Source organism: Streptomyces sp. NEAU-YJ-81, from assembly GCF_017592595.1.
In the GTDB taxonomy this organism is placed as follows: domain Bacteria; phylum Actinomycetota; class Actinomycetes; order Streptomycetales; family Streptomycetaceae; genus Streptomyces; species Streptomyces hygroscopicus_B.
The window spans coordinates 298,709-316,500 of the sequence record NZ_JAGFNO010000009.1; the positions used below are offsets into that span (position 1 = coordinate 298,709).

Here is a 17,792-nt window from a genome sequence, read left to right on the forward strand (position 1 = left end):
GCCTCCGCAGCCTCCGCGGCCTTCGGCCTCGCATCCGGCCGACCGTGCCCGGGCATCCGGCCCGGCCGTACAGGCTGACGCTTCATCCTCCCCCGCCCCGGCCGCCCCGAGGCGGCGGCCAGCGTCGAATGTCGTCGAACACGCTCACGGAAATGCATGCCCGGGTGTTGCCATCCACACACCGAGGGAAATGCTGGGAGTGATCCGCTGAGTGATCCACCGAGCTCGAGCCGAGGAGCCGTGATGCACGACGACCGACCATTGGTGGAGGGCCGCCTGGACCGCGCGCTGCGCCAGTTCATCAGGCCCGCCCAGTACACGGCCCGGGTGCCGCTGACCCTCTCCGCGTGGCGCACCCCCGGTGAGCCGGTGCCGGTCGCGGAGGCGCTGGCCGGCACGTACGAGCCGTTCACCACCGGCACGGACTGGGGCAGTCCGTGGTCGACCTGGTGGTTCCGGCTGGAGGGCAGCGTGCCCCAGGAGTGGGCGGGGCGGCGGGTGGAGGCCGTCATCGACCCGGGCTTCACCGACGACGCCCCGGGGTTCCAGGCCGAGGGGCTGGTGTACGACGCGGAGGGCGTGCCGATCAAGGGCATCCATCCGCGTAACCGCCATATCCCGGTCGCGGCCCCCGCGGCCGGCGGCGAGCCCGTACGGCTGCTGCTGGAGGCCGCCGCCAACCCGTCCGTGCTGCGCGACGGCTTCATCCCGACCCGGCTCGGCGATGTGCTGACCGCCGGGGACGAGCCGCTGTACCGCTTCGCCTCGGCGGAGCTGGCGGTCCTCGACGAGACCGTCTGGCATCTGATCCTGGACATCGAGGTGCTGTCGGAGCTGATGGGCGAGCTGCCGGCGGACCGGCCGCGCCGCCATGAGATCCTGCGCGCCCTGGAGAACGCGCTGGACGCGCTCGATCTGCACGATGTCCCCGGCACCGCGGCCGCCGCCCGCGCCGAGCTGACCGACGCGCTCAGCCGTCCCGCGCACTCCAGCGCGCACCGGGTCTCGGCCGCCGGGCACGCCCATATCGACTCGGCGTGGCTGTGGCCGCTGCGCGAGACGGTGCGCAAGGCGTCCCGCACCTTCGCCAATGTCACCGCGCTCGCGGGCGAGTACCCGGAGCTGGTCTTCGCCTGCTCACAGGCGCAGCAGTACGCCTGGGTCAAGGAGCATCAGCCGCATATCTGGGAGCGGATCAAGAAGGCGGTGGCGGACGGCACCTGGGCGCCGGTGGGCTCGATGTGGGTCGAGTCGGACGCCAATATGCCCGGCGGCGAGGCGCTGGCCCGGCAGATCGTGCACGGCAAGCGGTTCTTCCTGGAGGAGCTGGGGGTGGACACCGAGGAGATCTGGCTGCCGGACTCCTTCGGCTACACGGCCGCCTTCCCGCAGCTCGCCAAGCTGGCGGGAGTGAAGTGGTTCCTCACCCAGAAGCTGTCGTGGAACCAGGTCAACAAGATGCCGCACCACACCTTCTGGTGGGAGGGCATCGACGGCACCCGGGTCTTCACCCACTTCCCGCCGGTGGACACCTACAACGCCCAGTTCAGCGCCTCCGAACTCGCCCACGCCGAGCGGAACTTCGCCGACAAGGGGCTGGCGACCCGCTCGCTGGTGCCCTTCGGCTTCGGCGACGGCGGTGGCGGCCCGACCCGCGAGATGATGGAAAAGGCGCGGCGGCTCGCCTCCCTGGAGGGCTCGCCGACCGTCGAGATCCAGCCACCTTCGGCGTTCTTCACGGAGGCCGAGCGGGAGTACGGGGCCAAGGCGCCGGTGTGGTCGGGCGAGCTGTATCTGGAGCTGCACCGGGCCACGTACACCACCCAGGCCAAGACCAAGCAGGGCAACCGGCGCAGTGAGCATCTGCTGCGGGAGGCCGAGCTGTGGGCCACGGCCGCCGCGCTGCACGCGCCCGGCTACGCCTATCCGTACGACGACCTGGACCGGATCTGGAAGACGGTGCTGCTGCACCAGTTCCACGACATCCTGCCCGGCTCGTCGATCGCCTGGGTGCACCGCGAGGCGCGGGACAGCTATGAGCAGGTGCGCGCCGAGCTGGCGGGGATCGTCGCGGAGGCGGTTGCGGCGCTGGGCGGTGACGGGCCCGCCGTGCTCAACGCCTCGCCGTACGAGCGCGAGGAGATCGCCGTCCTGGACGCGGAGACGGCGGCCGCCCTGCCGTCCGGGGCCCCGGTCCAGCCGCTGGGCGACGGCCGTACGGCGGTCGCGGTGCGGGTCGCCGGGCTGGGCGCGGCACCGCTGGGCGCCGCCCCGCAGGCGGCGGCCACCACCACCGGCGCACCCCATGGGGCACCGCCGGTGACCGCGCTGAGCGACGGTCAGTCCATCGTCCTCGACAACGACCGGCTGCGGGTGACCATCGACGCCGAGGGGCTGCTCACCTCGGTGCTGGACCTGGACGCGAGCCGTGAGGTGCTGGCCCCCGGCGCCCGCGGCAACCTCCTCCAGCTCCACCCCGACCACCCCAACCACTGGGACGCCTGGGACATCGACCGGCACTACCGCCGCAGCCACACCGATCTGACCGACGCCGAGTCCGTCGAGCTGATCGAGTCCGGTCCGCTGCGCGCCACGGTCCGGGTCATACGGTCCTTCGGCGCCTCGCGCATCACCCAGGAACTGACGCTGGCCGCGGGCGACCGGCGCCTCGACATCGCCACGGAGGTGGACTGGCAGGAGTCCGAGAAGGTCCTCAAGGCGGCGTTCCCGCTGGACATCCACGCCCAGGTGTCCACCGCGGAGATCCAGTTCGGCCATGTGGACCGCGCCACCCACACCAACACCAGTTGGGACGCGGCCCGGTTCGAGATCTGCGCGCACCGCTGGCTGCGGGTCGCCGAGCCCGGCTACGGGGCGGCGGTGCTCAACGACTCCACGTACGGCCACGATGTGACCCGTACGGCGCACGACACGGACGACGGCGAGGTACTGGGCACCACCGTGCGGCTCACCCTGCTGCGCGCCCCGCACAGCCCCGACCCGGAGACCGACCTGGGCGTCCACCGCTTCCGCTACGCCCTGCTGCCGGGCGCGGGCGTCGCCGAGGCGGTCTCCGAGGGGCTCGCCCTCAACCTGCCGCTGCGCGCCCTGCCCGCCGGACCGGCCGAGCGGGCGCCGCTGGTGTCGGTGGACAACCCCGCGATCACGGTCGAGTCGGTCAAGCTCGCCGAGGACCGCAGCGGGGATGTGGTGGTGCGGCTGTACGAGTCCCACGGCGGCCGGGCGGCGGGCACGCTGGTCACCGGCTTCCCGGTGCTCGGGGCGGATGTGACGGATCTGCTGGAGCGTCCGCTGCACGAGGCGGCCACGGGCCCGGGCGGGCTGACCCTGGCCCTGCGCCCGCACCAGATCCTCACGCTGCGGCTGCGGCCGGTGAGCGGCTGAGAAAGGAGCGGTGGCCTGACGGCTACACGACGGGCGGTCGTCCGGAGCGAGTCAGCTCGGCGACCGTCCGCCAGCTCATGGGCGCCCGGGTGCCGTGGCCACCGCGCAGCCCTTCGCGTAACCCACTCAGGGAGGCGCGCAGGGCTGCGCGGTCCCGGAATCGCCACAGGGTCAAGGCAAGCCAGGTGGTCAGGTTCAGGGGAATGAGGACGCGGGGGAGGTTCCGCCGGGCGAGCCAGACACGGTTGCGGGCGTTGAGCCGGTAGAAGGTGGCATGGCGGGCCGGGTTGGTCGCCGGGTGGTGGACGGTGACGGCAGGCAGGTACCGGCCGGTGTAGCCGCGGTTCCACAGTCGCCAGGCCAGGTCGATGCCTTCATGGAAGAGGAAGAAGTGGCCGGGCCATCCCCCGGCGGTCTGGAAGGCGGAGCGTCGGATGAGGACGACGCCTTCGGCCATGACGGTCACTGTGCCGGGCCGAGCGGGGTCGGAGGCCCGCAATCGGGGCACCCAGCGGCGCTGGGTGACGCCGTTGTCGGGGTCGGTGATGCGGGGCTGTACGTACGCGATCCGGGCGTCGCGGTCGAGTTCGGCGGCGAGCCGGGCCAGCGCGTCGGTGGACGGGAGGACCGCGTCGTTGTCGAAGAAGAACAGGTAGTCGCGGTCGTCGGTGACTGCGGCGGCGCCGACGTTGCGGCCCTCGGGGATCCCGACGTTCTCCAGCAGTTCGACGGTGCGCACCCCGGCGGGGACCTGGGCAGGGCGGCAGCCGTTGCCGACGACCACCACGTCGAGATCGACGCCCTGCTGGGCCAGCAGGGAGGCCATGGCCCGAGGGAACTCCTCGGGCCGGTCGTTCATGGTCAGCACCACCGCGCCGACCTTGGGGCGCGGGGCACCAGCGGTCACAGAAGGGTCCTCACTGCATACGGGTCACCTCCTATTCAGGTGACCGTCATCATGTCGTCACTGTCTGCTCGCGTAGCCTACTGTGCCCGGCGCGGTGCCGTGGACGCGGCGAGTAGGGCGGTGAAGGCTGCTGGGAGAGCGGCGCGGAGGGCTCCTTGAGTGGCCTGCGTGTCGTGGGGGCGCCGGTTGACGAGCGTGTCCGCGACGGCGAAGACGGCCGCCGCGTGGACCGCACGGTACGCGGCAACGGCGAAGACGGCGGCGGCTTCCATGTCGGCGGTAAGCACCCCCAAGGCACCGTATTGGGCGACTTCGGCTTCCGTCTCCCGGTAGGGGGCGTCGGTGGTCCATGTCGGTCCGCTGCGGGCCGGGGTGCGAATCGTGCGGACCAGGTGGTCGGTGAGGCTCGACGAGGGCCGGATGGAAGCCGTCGGAGGGAGGTAGTGGCGGGACACGCCCTCGTCGCGGAGGGCTTCCCGGCAGACCACGAGAGTCCCCGGCAGTAAGTCGGGACTGAGCGCGGCAGCGGTGCCGACGGTGACGAAGCGGGTGGCGCCGAGTGTGATGAGTTGTTCGAGGATGAGGGCGGCAGCCGGGGCGCCGACGCCGAAACCGCCACAGAGCCCGAACGTGTGGCCGTGGTGGTCGAACATGCGAAGGTCGCCGCGGATCCACCGGTTGAGCGGGCGGGGGCGGTAGCGCTTGTGCGCGTACTCCATGACCTGGGTCTGGTAGACGATGACGATGCCGACAAAGTGCTTGAGTGTGGCGCCGGGGTGCCGGGCCCGCACGCGGGCGGCGTGCTCGGCCGGATCCAGCACGGCCGGAAGCTCGTGCTTGCCAGGATGGAGCGGGAAGGCTGTCGGGCTCACTGGGCTTCCCTGGTCGTGAGGACGTTGGTGAGCAGTCGTTCGGCCTGGCGGTCGACGTGGTCGAGGAGCTGCCAGGGGAGCACGGCGTCGTCCATGTGCCGCAGGTGCCGGTCGTAGTCGAGGCCGTGGCGGGTCATGGCCTCGGTGAGCTGGGCTTTGGTGAGGGTCTTCAGGTCAGTGCCTGCGTCGTAGAGGTCTTCGAGGACGTGGCCGACGCGGCGGTCCCCACGCGAGCAGACGACTTCCAGGCGCATGCGGCTGGTCTCGCCGTACACCACCCGGTAGTACCGCTCGAAGTCCTCGTTCCCGACCAGAGTGCGCAGTCGGTCGCTGATCTGGTCGCCGTATGCCTTCACGGCGTCAGGGTCGGTCATACGCAGACGCTGGGTCGGTGTGCCTGGCTTGGGCATGAACTGGTGCAGCTTGACGATCACGGTGCCGTCGGGGCGGCCGAGGAGCCGACGAATGCGGTGGGCGTAGTCGGCAACAGCGAGCCGGTCGTCTTCGCGTTCGCCAGGAGCCCCGATGATGAAATACAGCATGACCGTGTTGATGCTCCGGTTGGCGCTGCACAGCTCGATGGCCTTGTCGACGCGTTCGGGTGTCTGCGTCTTGCCATAGAGGGCCACGAGGTCGGGGGCGGCCCACTCGGGTGCGATGGTGATGATGCCGCGCGCTTGGGAGAGGTTCAGCTCGGTGAACAGGTGTCCGAAGTCGCCGAGTTCGGTCACGGCGTCCAGGTAGTCGGCGCTGATCTCGTCGGCCCGGATGGAGCCGATGATCGTGGTGACCTTGTCCCCCTCGGCGGCGGCGCGGTCGGCGTAGGCGCGGATGTGCTCCAGCAATTCACGGCGGTGCTTGTACTGGGTGAAGGTCGGAGCACTGATGATGATCGTTCGGACCTTGAGCTGCTCGAGCCGGTCAATGTAGTCGGTGAGCATGCCGAGCGGGGCCTGCCGAAACGGGGGAATGCCGAGGTTGCAGAACGCGCAGCTGTGTCGGCAGCCGACAACCGGATGAATCCCCGCGGCGGTGCCGTCGGTGATCGGGTAGGTGAAGTGCGCGTTGTGCAGCTCCGCGAGAGTGAGGTACTGCCTTTGCACGCGTCCCGGGACTGCCGGTGTCCTGGGGGTGATGCCGCTGATGCCGCCACCGGGCAGGAATGAGGGCTCGTACAGGGACGGCACGTACAGGCCAGGGACGCGGGCGAGCTGCTCCAGCAGACCTGCCCGCTCAGTCGGCTTGCTGTCATGGGCGTGGACGATGCGCAGCAGTGCGGGCAGGGAGCGCTCGGCTTCGCCGAGCGCGATGACATCAACGAAGTCGGCCATCGGCTCAGGGTTCGCCAGGCCAATGTTGCCGCCGACGACGAGGGGGTGCACGCCGGGGATCCGCTCCACTGCGCGGCGGGGGATCCCTGCCAGGTCCAGCAGGCGCAGGGCACTGTGGAGATCTCCGGAGTTGACCATGGACAGGCCCACCACGTCGGCTTCGCTGACCGGCAGCGGGGATTCGATGCTGCGGTACGGCTCGCCGTCGGGCGTGGTGAGCCGGTTCCCGTCACGGACGAGGCAGTCGTATTGGGGGGCGCGCTCGGCCACGGCGGGGATGCCCGGGCTGCGATTGACCAGGTCGTACAGGCCCATCGGACCGCCGCACATCAGGCTGTAGGCGTGGCTGAAGGGGAAGAGGAACACCATCCGCAACAGCTCGTGCGGGTTCTTGGGCGGGTACGGGCCGGACAGTTGCGTTTCACCCTCATGGATGGCGTCGATCTCCTTGCTCAGCAGTGTCATGGAGCTCTCCTCTCAGTGGGATGCGCCGTGGGCGCGGGCGGTGTGCACAGTCGCCTGGCGGATGGCGTCGCAGATGGCCGTCTCGTCGGCTTCGCTCATGCGAGGGTGCAGGCAAGGGCACAGCAGCCGGGCCGCGAGCTGTTCCGCGCGGGGGCAGCGCTGTGCGCCGATGTGCTCGCTGATGAGGCGGTGTCCGAGGTAGGTCGGCGGATCGCTGATGACGCTGCCGATCCCGTACCGGTCGGCCAGGGCGTTCATGAGCAGGTCGCGGCCCTCACCGGCCCAGGCGTCGGGCACGAGCAGGTTGTGCCGGTAGTACAGGTGCGTGCGTCCGTTGAGGGTCGGGGGCAGAGTCAGCTCCTCGACGTCGGCCAGGTGCCGGGTGCGCTGGTGGGCGCGGCGGATACGTGCGTAATTCATCTCGTCCAGTCGGGAGAGCTGGACCAGGCCCACCGCAGCCTGGGCCTTGGTCATCATCTGGTTGGTGCCCCAGTGCTCCCGCCCGCCGTAGGTGCGGAGCCAGCGCAGCCGCTCGGCCAGCGCGGGGTCGTTGGTGGTGACCATGCCGCCCTGACCCAAGGTGGTCATCAACTTCTTCGACTCGAAGCTGAAGACCGTGGCCCAGCCCTCGGCGCCCACGACCGCGCCCGACGGGGTACGGCCGCCACAGGCGCGCGCCGCATCCACGATCACGACCGGCGGCCCATGGACCGGGTGAGGATGCCGGTCGGCGAGATCCAGGAAGGGCCGCAGGTCAGCGGCGGCGCCGTTCCAGTGCGTGACCACAATCGCCCGCGTCTGTGACGTGATGACGCGTTCGGTATCGGCCGGGTCCAGGTTGAGAGTGATCGGGTCGGGCTCAGCGAGGACCAGGCGCCCGCCCTGGCCGATGACAGCGATATGCGGGCCGACGAAGTTGATAGCGCAAGAGATCACCTCATCCCCAGGCTCGAGATCAAGGTAGTGCAAGACCATTTCCAGCGCGGTGCCGCCGGAGTTGAACGCCACGGCGTGGTCGGCGCCGGTATGGGCGCTGAAGGCGTCCTCGAAGCGCTGGGTGTACGGGGCGGACTTCCACCCCATGCGCCAGTCGGCGGCATCGTCGAACACGAACTCGACGGCCATGCGCTCGGCGGCCGTGTACCAACCACCCATGGCCGGCTCGACCGGCCAACGCAAGGCGGCAGTGGAACGGGGGACGGTGGTGGGATTGGTGGGCATTCGTTGCGTCTCTCGGTCGTCAGAGCAGATGGCGGCGGGTGCGGTTCTCATACACGGTGATCGCGTCGACCTTCGCGGCGGCCGTGGAGGTGGCCGCGAACCGATAGGTCAGCCATGCGGCCACCAGTCGGCGCGCGGCCGCGAGGCCGATGACGCCCTGACCGAGAGCGAGGACCTGGGCGTTGTTGGACTCCACGGAGGCCCGCACGGACAGCGAATCGTGGGCGGTGACAGCCCGAATGCCCGGAACCTTGTTCGCGGCGATGGCCATACCCAGGCCGGTATGGCACACCAGGAGCGCCCGGTCGGCGCTGCCGTCGGCCACCAGTTGCGCCGCCGCGCGGGCGATGTCCGGGTAGGTTGCGGCGTCGGGGCGGTCCCTACTGGTGTCGATGACAGATGCAACAAGTGCGTTTTCGCGCAGGTCGTTGGCGAGGACGCTCATATACGGATGGCCGGCCTTGTCGGCGCCGATGACGACGCGGAGACGGGGCGGCACGGTCGCATCACTCATGGTGGGCTTCCCTTGGGTCTGGCGTGTCGGGCGTAACCGCCGCAGGCGGCCGAACGGCGGTGACGACCGTCTGAGGAGCGAGGATTACGGCCGGTGGCGTGAGGCCGAGCAATCCGAGGACGGCCACGGCGACTCCGGGGCGTGAGCGCACGTCGGCGCGGTGTCTTCCAGGCAAGGAGCGGTCACCGACCCTTCTGACGCCTTGTCATCATTTTGGTGATGTTCAGTAAACGAGCAGATACACAGCGCGAGGAGGTGCCAGGCTGTAGGCCAGGTGTAGGCCGGTGTAGGCCAGGCAGGCCGCATCAGGGGGCCAGGGAGGGCGTAGTGCTCGGCGCACTGGAGATTGGCGAACTGATCCGCGAGGCGTGCCGGATGCGCGGGTGGGGCCCGGCCAAACTCGCTCGTGAGTTAGGGATCGCCGAGGAGCGGGGCTCAACGGGTCTCGACCGGCAGTCGGTGCGGCGATGGATCGCCGGCCAACGGCGACCGACCTACTGGTGGCCGTACATTGTTCAAGTACTCGATCTGGACGCAGACTTGCTGCAGACCGCCGAATGTGCCGGTACTGGCCAGGTACGCACGGATACCGTGGCGTCAGTCATCGAGTTGGGAAGGAGCGACGTGTTTCGGCGGAACTTCCTGGCCGCTACGAGCGCATACGCCCTGGGCGCTCTGAACCTCCCGGACCCGGAGAGCATCACACGCCGGATCAACCGCGCGGGTGGCGTGCGGGTCGGCAGTGGCGAAGTCACCGCGGTCCGGCAGGTGACCAAGGCTCTGGGCGACACGGCGGCCGAGCTCGGCGGCGGCCATGCCCGGCATCTGGCCGTGCGCTACCTGACAGAAGACGTCGGCCCATGGCTGAACGGCACCTACACGGAGCCAACCGGCCGGGCTCTGTTCGCCGCGACCTCACAGCTCGTGCACCTGGCCGGATGGATGGCCCAGGACGAAGGAAACCAGGGCGCAGCCCAGCGTTACTACGCACACGCCTATGCGCTCGCGGCCGAGGCCGGCGACCCAGAGCTGTCAGCGACCGCCCTCCGCGGGTTGGCCGTACAAGCCATCGGTCTCGGCCCGAAGTTCGGGGCCGTGGCCCTGCGCCTGTCAGAAACGTGCGTCGAGCAGGCCAAGTCGCTGGACGACCCGCGCGCGGTGTCGTACTACCAGACCACTCTGGCGGAAGCCGCCGCGCTGGACGGCGACCGCCGCTTGGCTGTCAGGGCGCTCGCGGCTTCCCAGACCGCGATCGAGAAGACCCCGGGTGTACCGCCCGGCGAGTCGTGGGCCTCACATTTCAGCATCGGCCGCTGGGCCCACCACTCCGGCATGATCCTCGCCCGGCTCGGTGACCTCGACGGCGGGACCGATCACCTGCACCAGTCCCTGGAAATCCACGGGCTCGATCGCCGCCGCAGCCGTGCGATCGTCCTGGCCGACCTTGGGCAGGTCCACCTTCGGCAAGGCGATCTCGACGCCGCCTTGTCCACCTGGACGGTATTCCTGGACTGCGCGGACGGGATCCGGTCGGTCAAGGTCAGCGAAGCCGCACAGGACATGTGCGCCCGCCTGGAGCGCTACCGGCACGTCCCGGAGGCGGAGGAAATCCGGCGACGGGCGGAGCCGCTCCTCCCAGCGCTCGAGACCTGACAGCCTCCGGAGCCTGGTGTGCGTCACGGGCGCGGCACGTTGCGGAGGTTCGAGCGGGCCATCTGGACCATCCTGCCGACGCCCCCTTCCAGCACCATCTTGCTGGCCGAGAGCGCGAAGCCGGTCACCATCTCCGCCTTGATCTTGGGCGGGATGGACAGCGCGTTGGGGTCCGTGACGATGTCCAGGAGCGCGGGCCCCTTGTGGCGCAGTGCGGCGCGCAGCGCGGACCGCAGGTGTTTGGGCTTCTCCACCCGCTCGCCGTACGCCCCGGCGGCGCGGGCGATCTGGGCGAAGTCGGGGTTGCGGTAGCCGGTGCCGTGCGCGGGCAGGCCCGAGACCAGCATCTCCAACTCGACCATGCCCAGCGCGGAGTTGTTGAAGAGGATCACCTTCACCGGCAGGTCGTACTGGACGAGGGTGAGGAAGTCGCCCATCAGCATGGTGAATCCGCCGTCGCCGGACATCGAGACCACCTGGCGGCGGCGGTCCAGGAACTGGGCGCCGATCGCCTGCGGCAGCGCGTTGGCCATCGAGCCATGGGTGAAGGAGCCGATCACCCGGCGGCGGCCGTTGGGGGACAGATAGCGCGCCGCCCACACATTGCACATCCCCGTGTCCACGGTGAAGATCGCGTCGTCGGCGGCCTCCTCGTCCAGCACCGAGGCCACGTACTCCGGGTGGATCGGGATGTGCTTGTCCACCCTGCGGGTGTACGCCTTGACCACGCCGTCCAGCGCGTCGGCGTGCTTCTTCAGCATGCGGTCCAGGAAGCGGCGGTCGGTCTTCGGGCGCACCTTCGGCGTCAGACAGCTCAGCGTCTCGCGGACATCGCCCCAGACGGCCAGGTCCAGCTTGGAGCGGCGGCCCAGATGTTCGGCGCGGACGTCCACCTGCACGGTCCGCACATCGTCGGGCAGGAAGGCGCCGTACGGGAAGTCGGTGCCCAGCAGGATCAGCAGATCGCATTCGTGGGTGGCCTCGTACGCCGCGCCGTAGCCGAGCAGACCGCTCATGCCGACGTCGTACGGATTGTCGTACTGGATCCATTCCTTGCCGCGCAGGGCGTGCCCCACCGGAGCCTTCACCAGCTCGGCGAAGGCCATCACCTCGTCATGCGCCCCGGCGCAGCCCCGGCCGCAGAAGAGCGTCACCCGCTCCGCCTCGTTGACCATACGGGCCAGCCGGTCGATCTCCGCGTCGCCCGGGCGAACGGTGGGCCGGGAGGTCACCAGGGCGTGCTCCTCGGCGCGCTCGGGCGCCGGGCGGGCGGCGATGTCGCCGGGGAGGGCGACCACGCTGACCCCGCTGCGGCCGATCGCGTGCTGGACGGCGGTCTGCAGCACACGCGGCATCTGCTGGGGGTTGGAGATCATCTCGCAGTAGTGGCTGCACTCCTGGAACAGCCGCTCGGGGTGGGTCTCCTGGAAGTAGCTGGTGCCGATCTCGCTGCTGGGGATGTGCGAGGCGAGGGCGATGACCGGGGCCATGGAGCGGTGGGCGTCGTAGAGCCCGTTGAGCAGATGGACATGCCCGGGGCCGCAGGAGCCCGCGCAGGCGGCGAGGGACCCGGTGAGCTGCGCCTCGGCACCGGCGGCGAAGGCGGCGGTCTCCTCGTGCCGCACCTGGATCCACTCGATCGCGGCGTTGCGGCGGATCGCGTCCACCACGGGGTTGAGGCTGTCGCCGACCACCCCGTACATCCGCCGCACGCCGGCGCGCACCAGGATGTCCACGTATTGCTCCGCCACGGTCTGCTTGGCCATCGCACGCCCTCATCCCTTTCGTCCCGGGTCGGCGGGATCGGTGACGCTCGTCCGGTCACCTTTCGTCCATCAACCCATGGACGGCGCGCTTACGCCTCCCAGACGGCGGCCGCCGTACGGTCGTCGGCGTAACCCTTCACCCCGGTCTGGGCGTCGGCGAGGAACGCGGCGAGGCCCGGCGCCTCCGCGGTGTCCCAGCGTTCGGCCAAGCGGTCGGCGAGGGCTGCCTCGCCGCGCAGGGGTTCGGCGAGGCCCGCGCTGCACACCAGAAGGGTGTCGCCCGGTCGGGCGACGGAGGCGCGGAAACGGAAGGGTTCGTGGGCGGGATCGGGGTTGGGGTTGGGGTCGGGCTCGGGGCTGGGGTTGGCGGATGAGGGATCGGCCTGCGCATAAGGCGGTTGGGGCGGGAGGGGCGGTTGGGGCGGTTGCTGGGCGGTGGGGCGACCGCTGCCGTAGCCGAGGACGGGGCCGTCCACGGTGTCCCGCTCGCCCCCGGCCGGTTCCAGGTCCTGCCAGACGCCGTCCCGCAGCCGGAACAGCCCGCCGTCGCCGACGCCGAAGAACACCCGGGTACGGCAGGCCGGATGCGCCGGAAGCAGCAGACAGCGCACCGACGCGGTGTGGTCGGCGGGAGCGAGGCCGCGTACGGTCGCGCCGGCGCGCAGCCGCCCGTAGGCACGGTCGGTGAGCCGGTGCAGCCCGGAGCTGAGGGCGCCGCGGTTGGCGGTGTGGATGTCCTCCGTCAGCCGGGCCTGATTGCGGCCGACCGCCGCGGCGATCCACTCGCACAGCTCGCGTGCCACCCGGTGCGCCCCCGGCGCCGCGGGCTGCCCGCTCGCCATGGCCACCAGGACGAGGGCGCTGTCCCCGATCCCGAACCGCACCGCGAGCAGCGCGTCCCGCCGCGGCTCGCCCCGGTAACGGGCCGAGTCGCCGCGCAGCGAGGCCGCCCGGAGCGTCAGCGTGCCGTAGCGGGCGCCCTCCAGCACGGTGTCGGGGACCAGGTCCCGGAGCTCCTCGGGGTCGACGACGGGAAGCGTGGTCGGCTCGGCCTCGTACGTGGGCGGCTCGTCGCCGACGTACGACGCCGCCGCGGACCGCCAGGGCCGGGAGGGGTCGGGGTGAATGTCGGGCCGGGGCGGAACGGACGCCCGGGCGCCACGTGCAGGCGGTGGAGGCGGCGATGGCGGCGATGGCGGCGGCGGGACGGAAGCCCCCGCACGTCCGGGTGCACTCCCCGGACCGGAGCGTCCGGCCGCGTCCCCTGAACCGATGCGGCCGGGTGCGGCTCCGGGGCCGGAGCGTCCGGGTGCGCTCCCTGAGCCCGTGCGGTCGGGTACCTTCCCCGGGCCCGCGCGTCCGGGTCCGTCCCCTGAACCGGTGCGTCCCGGTACGCCCCCTGAACCCGCGTCACCCTGTGGGTCACCGGCTCCCGCGCGGCCCTCTGCTGCACCGGACCCAGCACGGCCCTGGGAGGGCAATGCGGCGCCGGGGCCCTCGTCGCCCTGCGCGGACCCCGAACCCGCGCCGCCCCATGCCGCACCCGAGCCCTCGCCACCCCAAGCGGCACCCGAGCCCGTACGCCCCGGCACCGCACCGGAACCCGCGTTGCCACCCTGCGTTGCGTCACCGGAACCCGGGCCGCCCCGAGAGGGCGGGGCCGCTCCGGAGCCCGCGTCGTCCCCGCGCGCGGGGCCAGGCCCCGCCCCTTCCCGGAAAGGCGATGCGGCACCGGGCTCCTCGTCGGCGGGAGATCGCCACCCCTGCGGGCCACCTCCCGTGTCGGCGTCGGAGCCCGGGGCGGCGTCGCCCGGTTCCCCCGTCCGCGGGCCCCAGGGGGCGCCCGCGGCCGGTCTCTGGTTACCGGCGTCCTCGGCGCCGGCGAGCGTGCGGGAGGCCGAATCGAACCGGTCGTCCACGGAGTCCGAGGCCGCGGCGGGCCCCGCGTCGGCACGCCGTGGGTCGTACAACTCGCCCCACCAGTCGTCCTCATGACGGCGTCGGTCGCCCTGCTGGCTCATCCCCACATTGTCCACAGGGAGGCTCCACGGGAACACCACGCGATGACCGGCACGAGGCCCGCCCAAGAGCCGCTCAAGCCCGCTGGACACGCCCTCGGGGACATCGGGCGGAGCCCAAAAAACAGACCAGGAAGGGGCGGGAGGCGGAACGCAATCCGCGCGCCCGGCCCGCGAGGGGCCGGGCCCACGGCGATCCCACGCACCCCGAACGCGATGCGGCCCCTCGCGCCCCAGGCCCAAGGAGACCCCCGTGTGACCCGGGCCCACGTGCCCTGCCCTGGGCCCCAGTGGGCCCAAAGCGGCCCACGCCTCAGCCCTCAGCCCTCAGCCCCGGTACGCCTCCAGGAGCCGCAGCCAGACCTCGCTGATCGTGGGGAACGACGGCACCGCATGCCACAGCCGCTCGATGGGGACCTCGCCCGCAATGGCGATCGTCGCCGAGTGGAGCAGTTCGCTGACCCCGGGCCCGACGAACGTGATGCCGATCGGATGGCCCCGGTCCAGGTCGACGACCATACGGGCCTGGCCGCGGTAACCGTCCGCGTACAGCACCGCGCCCTCGACCTGACCCATGTCGACGTCGACGACACGGATGCTGCGGCCCTCGGCCTCGGCCTGCTCGGCGGTCAGCCCGACCGCGGCGACCTCCGGGTCGGTGAAGACGACCTGCGGAACGGCCGCCTCGTCCGCGGTGGTCGCGTACTCGCCCCAGCGGTCCGTGTCCAGCCGCGCGACGCCCCGCGCGCGTGCCCCGATCGCCGCGCCCGCGATCCGCGCCTGGTATTTACCCTGGTGGGTGAGGAGCGCCTGGTGGTTGACGTCGCCCACCCCGTACAGCCAGCCGCCCGGTACGTCCCGCACCCGGCAGGTCTCGTCGACCGTCAGCCAGCCGCCCGGTTCGAGGCCCACCGTCTCCAGGCCCAGGTCATCGGTGTGCGGGGTGCGCCCGGTGGCGAACAGCACCTCGTCCGCCTCGAGCCGTTCCCCGCTCTCCAGGGTCACCGTGACCGGTCCGTCCGTCCCACCCGGCCGGGCGAGGCCCTTCACCGACGTACCGGTGCGGATCTCGGCCCCGGCCTGCCTCAGCGTCTCGGCCACCAGCTCGCCCGCGAACGGCTCGATCCGCTCCAGCAGCCCGGAGCCGCGCACCAGCACGGTGACGCGCGAGCCGAGGCCGTTCCAGGCCGTGGCCATCTCGCAGGCCACCACACCGCCGCCCACGATGATCAGCCTCTCCGGCACCGAGGAGGAGCTGGTGGCCTCCCGGCTGGTCCAGGGCTGGACGTCGGCGATCCCGGGCAGGTCGGGCAGCGAGGCCCGGGTTCCGGTGCAGACGGCCACGGCGTGCCGGGCGGTGAGGATCCGCTCATCGCCGCCGGATCCGTCCGGCGGCATCACCGCGACCCGCTGCGGCCCGACCAGCCGCCCGTGGCCGCGCACCAAGTCGATTCCGGCCGACTCCAGCCAGGGGAGCGCACCGTCGTCCTTCCAGTTGCCGACCTGCTTGTCGCGGTACGCGAAGACATCGGCCGCGGCCAGCGCTCCGCCGACCGCCTGCCGCAGCCCCGGCACCTGGCGCGCCTCGGCCCGCGCGAGCACCGGGCGCAGCAGCGCCTTACTGGGGACGCAGGCCCAGTACGAACACTCACCGCCGACCAGCTCACGCTCCACGATCGCCGTGGAGAGCCCGGCCGCGCGGGTCCGGTCGGCCACATTCTCGCCGACCGGGCCCGCGCCCAGCACGATGACGTCGTACTCGTCCCTGGCCTGGTTCATCGCAGCTCGCTCTCTCGTTCCGTATCACCGTCTCAGGGTCATCGTGGCGTCGAGTTACCGCGCACAGCCACCCGAATCGGCGTTTCGGTCGAGCGCTCTTGGCGCAGGTGGTGCGGGTCCCGCGGCTCATGCGCACCGGTCGCGGACGCGCGACAGTGCACGTGACAGTGATCGCATGACTGTTTTCACGGAACCCGAGGCCGGCTACCTCAGATCGCAGCGGATCGGCCGGTTGGCCACCGTGGACGCGGACGGCCAGCCGCAGGCGAACCCGGTGGCGTTCTTCCTCAACGAGGACGGCACGGTCGACATCGGCGGCTTCGCCATGGGCAGGACGAAGAAGTGGCGCAACACCGGCACGCATCCGAAGGTGGCGCTGGTCGTCGACAGCCTGGTGAGCGAGCAGCCGTGGATGGTGTGCGGGGTGGAGATCCGCGGGGAGGCGGAGCGGCGCGTGGGGCCGCATGACCTCGGCGCCTATGCGAGCGACGAGGTCATCCGGATCCATCCGCGCTGGGTGTACAGCTGGGGGCTGGAGGACGTGCCGGGGGCCACGAGCCGGACCGTGAGCTGACCCCACGACCCGGGCCGTGAGCTGACCGGTGCCGATGAGCCGCCCGGCCTGGGCGTCCGGACGCCCGGGCCGACCAGATGGGGTAACCCGACCGGCGTCACCCCACCGACGTAACCCGACGGCACCTGCCCCCGGCCCCCCCGGGGCGCGCCCCAGGGCGTACCGCTACGGCTTGCGCATCGGTCCGCGCTTGCGCTCCATCATGTGGCGGCCGAGCGCCTGCCGCTGCTTCCAGTCCCGCCGCATCTCGGCTCGCAGCCGCGCGTCCGTACGGGCCGCGAGCCGCTCGTTCTCCCGCAGCAGCTTGCGGTAGCTCTCCAGCCGCCGCTCCGGCAGCGATCCGTCGTCGATCGCGGCGAGCACCGCGCACCCCGGCTCGACCTCGTGTGCGCAGTCGGGGAAGCGGCACCGCTCGGCGAGCTCCGCGATCTCGGCGAACGCCTGTGCGACACCGCCCTCGGCGTCCCACATCCCCACCCCGCGCAGCCCCGGGGTGTCGATCAGCACCCCGCCCGAGGGCAGGGGCAGCAGATCGCGGGTGGTCGTGGTGTGCCGCCCCTTGCCGTCGCTGTCGCGGATGGCGCGTACGTCCTGGACGACCGCGCCCACCAGCGCGTTCGCCAGCGTGGACTTGCCCGCGCCGGACTGGCCGAGCAGTACCGAGGTGCCGGGGGCGAGCAGGGCGCCGAGCTCCTCCAGCCCCTCCCCCGTGGCGGAGCTGACCGGCAGCACCCGCACACCGGGCGCCGCCGTCTCGGTGTCGGACACCAGATGGCCCAGGGTGTCCGGGTCGGGCACCAGATCGGCCTTGGTGAGGACGAGCAGCGGCTGGGCGCCGCTCTCCCAGGCCAGCGCGGTGAACCGCTCCACCCGGCCCAGGTCGAGTTCGGCGGCGAGGGAGACGGCGATGACGGCGTGGTCGGCGTTGGCCGCCAGCACCTGGCCGTCCGAGCGCTTCGACGAGGTGGACCGTACGAGGGCGGTACGGCGCGTCAGCAGCGTCCGGACGTAGCGCGGATCGCCCTCGGCGTCCACGGCGGCCCAGTCGCCGGTGCACACGATCCGCATCGGATCGCGCGGCGTCACCAGCTCGGTGTCCGCCCGTACGGTGCCCAGGGGCGTGACGAGATCGCACAGGCCACGGTCCACGCGGAGCACCCGCCCGGGCATCAGGTCCTGCGCGGCGTACGGGGCGAACGCGTCCGCCCAGCCGTCGTCCCAGCCATAGGCGGTGAGAGCGTGCGAAGACGCGGAGTCAGGGGAAGTGTTGAACACGGAGGAAACCCT

At 71.5% G+C, this 17,792-nt stretch carries 12 protein-coding genes; 3 read left to right on the forward strand and 9 right to left on the reverse strand.

Features of this window, described 5'->3' with window-relative positions; genetic code table 11:
- Positions 1 to 243 precede the first annotated feature (243 nt).
- Entirely contained in the window at positions 244 to 3,405 is a 3,162-nt protein-coding gene (locus J5X86_RS22360) for a glycoside hydrolase family 38 C-terminal domain-containing protein (RefSeq protein ID WP_208518502.1), read from the forward strand.
- A 22-nt stretch (positions 3,406 to 3,427) separates the two neighbouring features.
- Here the strand turns inward: J5X86_RS22360 and J5X86_RS22365 are convergent, their stop codons facing one another.
- The 5 genes from J5X86_RS22365 to J5X86_RS22385 all read right to left on the reverse strand — a co-directional run bounded on the left by J5X86_RS22365 (position 3,428) and on the right by J5X86_RS22385 (position 8,715).
- Positions 3,428 to 4,312 (reverse strand): glycosyltransferase family 2 protein, encoded by an 885-nt coding sequence (locus tag J5X86_RS22365; protein ID WP_208518503.1) that lies wholly within the window; start codon positions 4,310 to 4,312, stop codon positions 3,428 to 3,430.
- Positions 4,313 to 4,389: 77 nt separating this feature from the next.
- Complete coding sequence (locus J5X86_RS22370; RefSeq protein ID WP_208518504.1) at positions 4,390 to 5,184, reverse strand: nucleoside phosphorylase; 795 nt, start codon at positions 5,182 to 5,184, stop codon at positions 4,390 to 4,392.
- The gene (locus J5X86_RS22375) at positions 5,181 to 6,980 is read right to left on the reverse strand and encodes a radical SAM protein (RefSeq protein ID WP_208518505.1); all 1,800 of its coding nucleotides are present in this window, start codon (positions 6,978 to 6,980) and stop codon (positions 5,181 to 5,183) included. The genes J5X86_RS22370 and J5X86_RS22375 overlap by 4 nt, the downstream gene beginning before the upstream one ends.
- 12 nt (positions 6,981 to 6,992) lie before the next feature.
- Complete coding sequence (locus J5X86_RS22380) at positions 6,993 to 8,201, reverse strand: DegT/DnrJ/EryC1/StrS family aminotransferase (protein ID WP_208518506.1); 1,209 nt, start codon at positions 8,199 to 8,201, stop codon at positions 6,993 to 6,995.
- Between the two features lie 19 nt (positions 8,202 to 8,220).
- Positions 8,221 to 8,715 (reverse strand): RpiB/LacA/LacB family sugar-phosphate isomerase, encoded by a 495-nt coding sequence (locus J5X86_RS22385; RefSeq protein WP_208518507.1) that lies wholly within the window; start codon positions 8,713 to 8,715, stop codon positions 8,221 to 8,223.
- A gap of 327 nt (positions 8,716 to 9,042) precedes the next feature.
- Here J5X86_RS22385 and J5X86_RS22390 point away from each other — a divergent pair, with 327 nt between their 5' ends.
- Complete coding sequence (locus J5X86_RS22390) at positions 9,043 to 10,368, forward strand: tetratricopeptide repeat protein (RefSeq protein ID WP_308124685.1); 1,326 nt, start codon at positions 9,043 to 9,045, stop codon at positions 10,366 to 10,368.
- Between the two features lie 23 nt (positions 10,369 to 10,391).
- Here the strand turns inward: J5X86_RS22390 and J5X86_RS22395 are convergent, their stop codons facing one another.
- The 3 genes from J5X86_RS22395 to J5X86_RS22405 all read right to left on the reverse strand — a co-directional run bounded on the left by J5X86_RS22395 (position 10,392) and on the right by J5X86_RS22405 (position 15,931).
- Positions 10,392 to 12,134 carry a pyruvate dehydrogenase gene (locus tag J5X86_RS22395; RefSeq protein WP_208518508.1) on the reverse strand — a complete coding sequence of 581 codons (1,743 nt, stop codon included), beginning with the start codon at positions 12,132 to 12,134 and terminating at the stop codon, positions 10,392 to 10,394.
- 89 nt (positions 12,135 to 12,223) lie between these two features.
- Complete coding sequence (locus J5X86_RS52500; RefSeq protein ID WP_308124686.1) at positions 12,224 to 13,123, reverse strand: protein phosphatase 2C domain-containing protein; 900 nt, start codon at positions 13,121 to 13,123, stop codon at positions 12,224 to 12,226.
- Between the two features lie 1,356 nt (positions 13,124 to 14,479).
- Entirely contained in the window at positions 14,480 to 15,931 is a 1,452-nt protein-coding gene (locus J5X86_RS22405; RefSeq protein WP_208518510.1) for an NAD(P)/FAD-dependent oxidoreductase, read from the reverse strand.
- A gap of 175 nt (positions 15,932 to 16,106) precedes the next feature.
- Here J5X86_RS22405 and J5X86_RS22410 point away from each other — a divergent pair, with 175 nt between their 5' ends.
- Positions 16,107 to 16,505 carry a PPOX class F420-dependent oxidoreductase gene (locus J5X86_RS22410; RefSeq protein ID WP_208518511.1) on the forward strand — a complete coding sequence of 133 codons (399 nt, stop codon included), beginning with the start codon at positions 16,107 to 16,109 and terminating at the stop codon, positions 16,503 to 16,505.
- A 165-nt stretch (positions 16,506 to 16,670) separates the two neighbouring features.
- Here J5X86_RS22410 and rsgA read toward each other — a convergent pair whose 3' ends face one another.
- Complete coding sequence (gene rsgA / locus J5X86_RS22415) at positions 16,671 to 17,780, reverse strand: ribosome small subunit-dependent GTPase A (protein WP_208518512.1); 1,110 nt, start codon at positions 17,778 to 17,780, stop codon at positions 16,671 to 16,673.
- Positions 17,781 to 17,792 lie beyond the last annotated feature (12 nt).

Coding starts and splice junctions, on each gene's coding strand:
- J5X86_RS22380 (WP_208518506.1), bottom strand. CDS start 8,201: ATGCCCACCAATCCCACCACCGTCCCCCGTTCCACTGCCGCCTTGCGT.
- J5X86_RS22395 (WP_208518508.1), bottom strand. CDS start 12,134: ATGGCCAAGCAGACCGTGGCGGAGCAATACGTGGACATCCTGGTGCGC.
- J5X86_RS22405 (WP_208518510.1), bottom strand. CDS start 15,931: ATGAACCAGGCCAGGGACGAGTACGACGTCATCGTGCTGGGCGCGGGC.
- J5X86_RS22410 (WP_208518511.1), top strand. CDS start 16,107: ATGACTGTTTTCACGGAACCCGAGGCCGGCTACCTCAGATCGCAGCGG.
- J5X86_RS22375 (WP_208518505.1), bottom strand. CDS start 6,980: ATGACACTGCTGAGCAAGGAGATCGACGCCATCCATGAGGGTGAAACG.
- J5X86_RS22360 (WP_208518502.1), top strand. CDS start 244: ATGCACGACGACCGACCATTGGTGGAGGGCCGCCTGGACCGCGCGCTG.
- J5X86_RS22385 (WP_208518507.1), bottom strand. CDS start 8,715: ATGAGTGATGCGACCGTGCCGCCCCGTCTCCGCGTCGTCATCGGCGCC.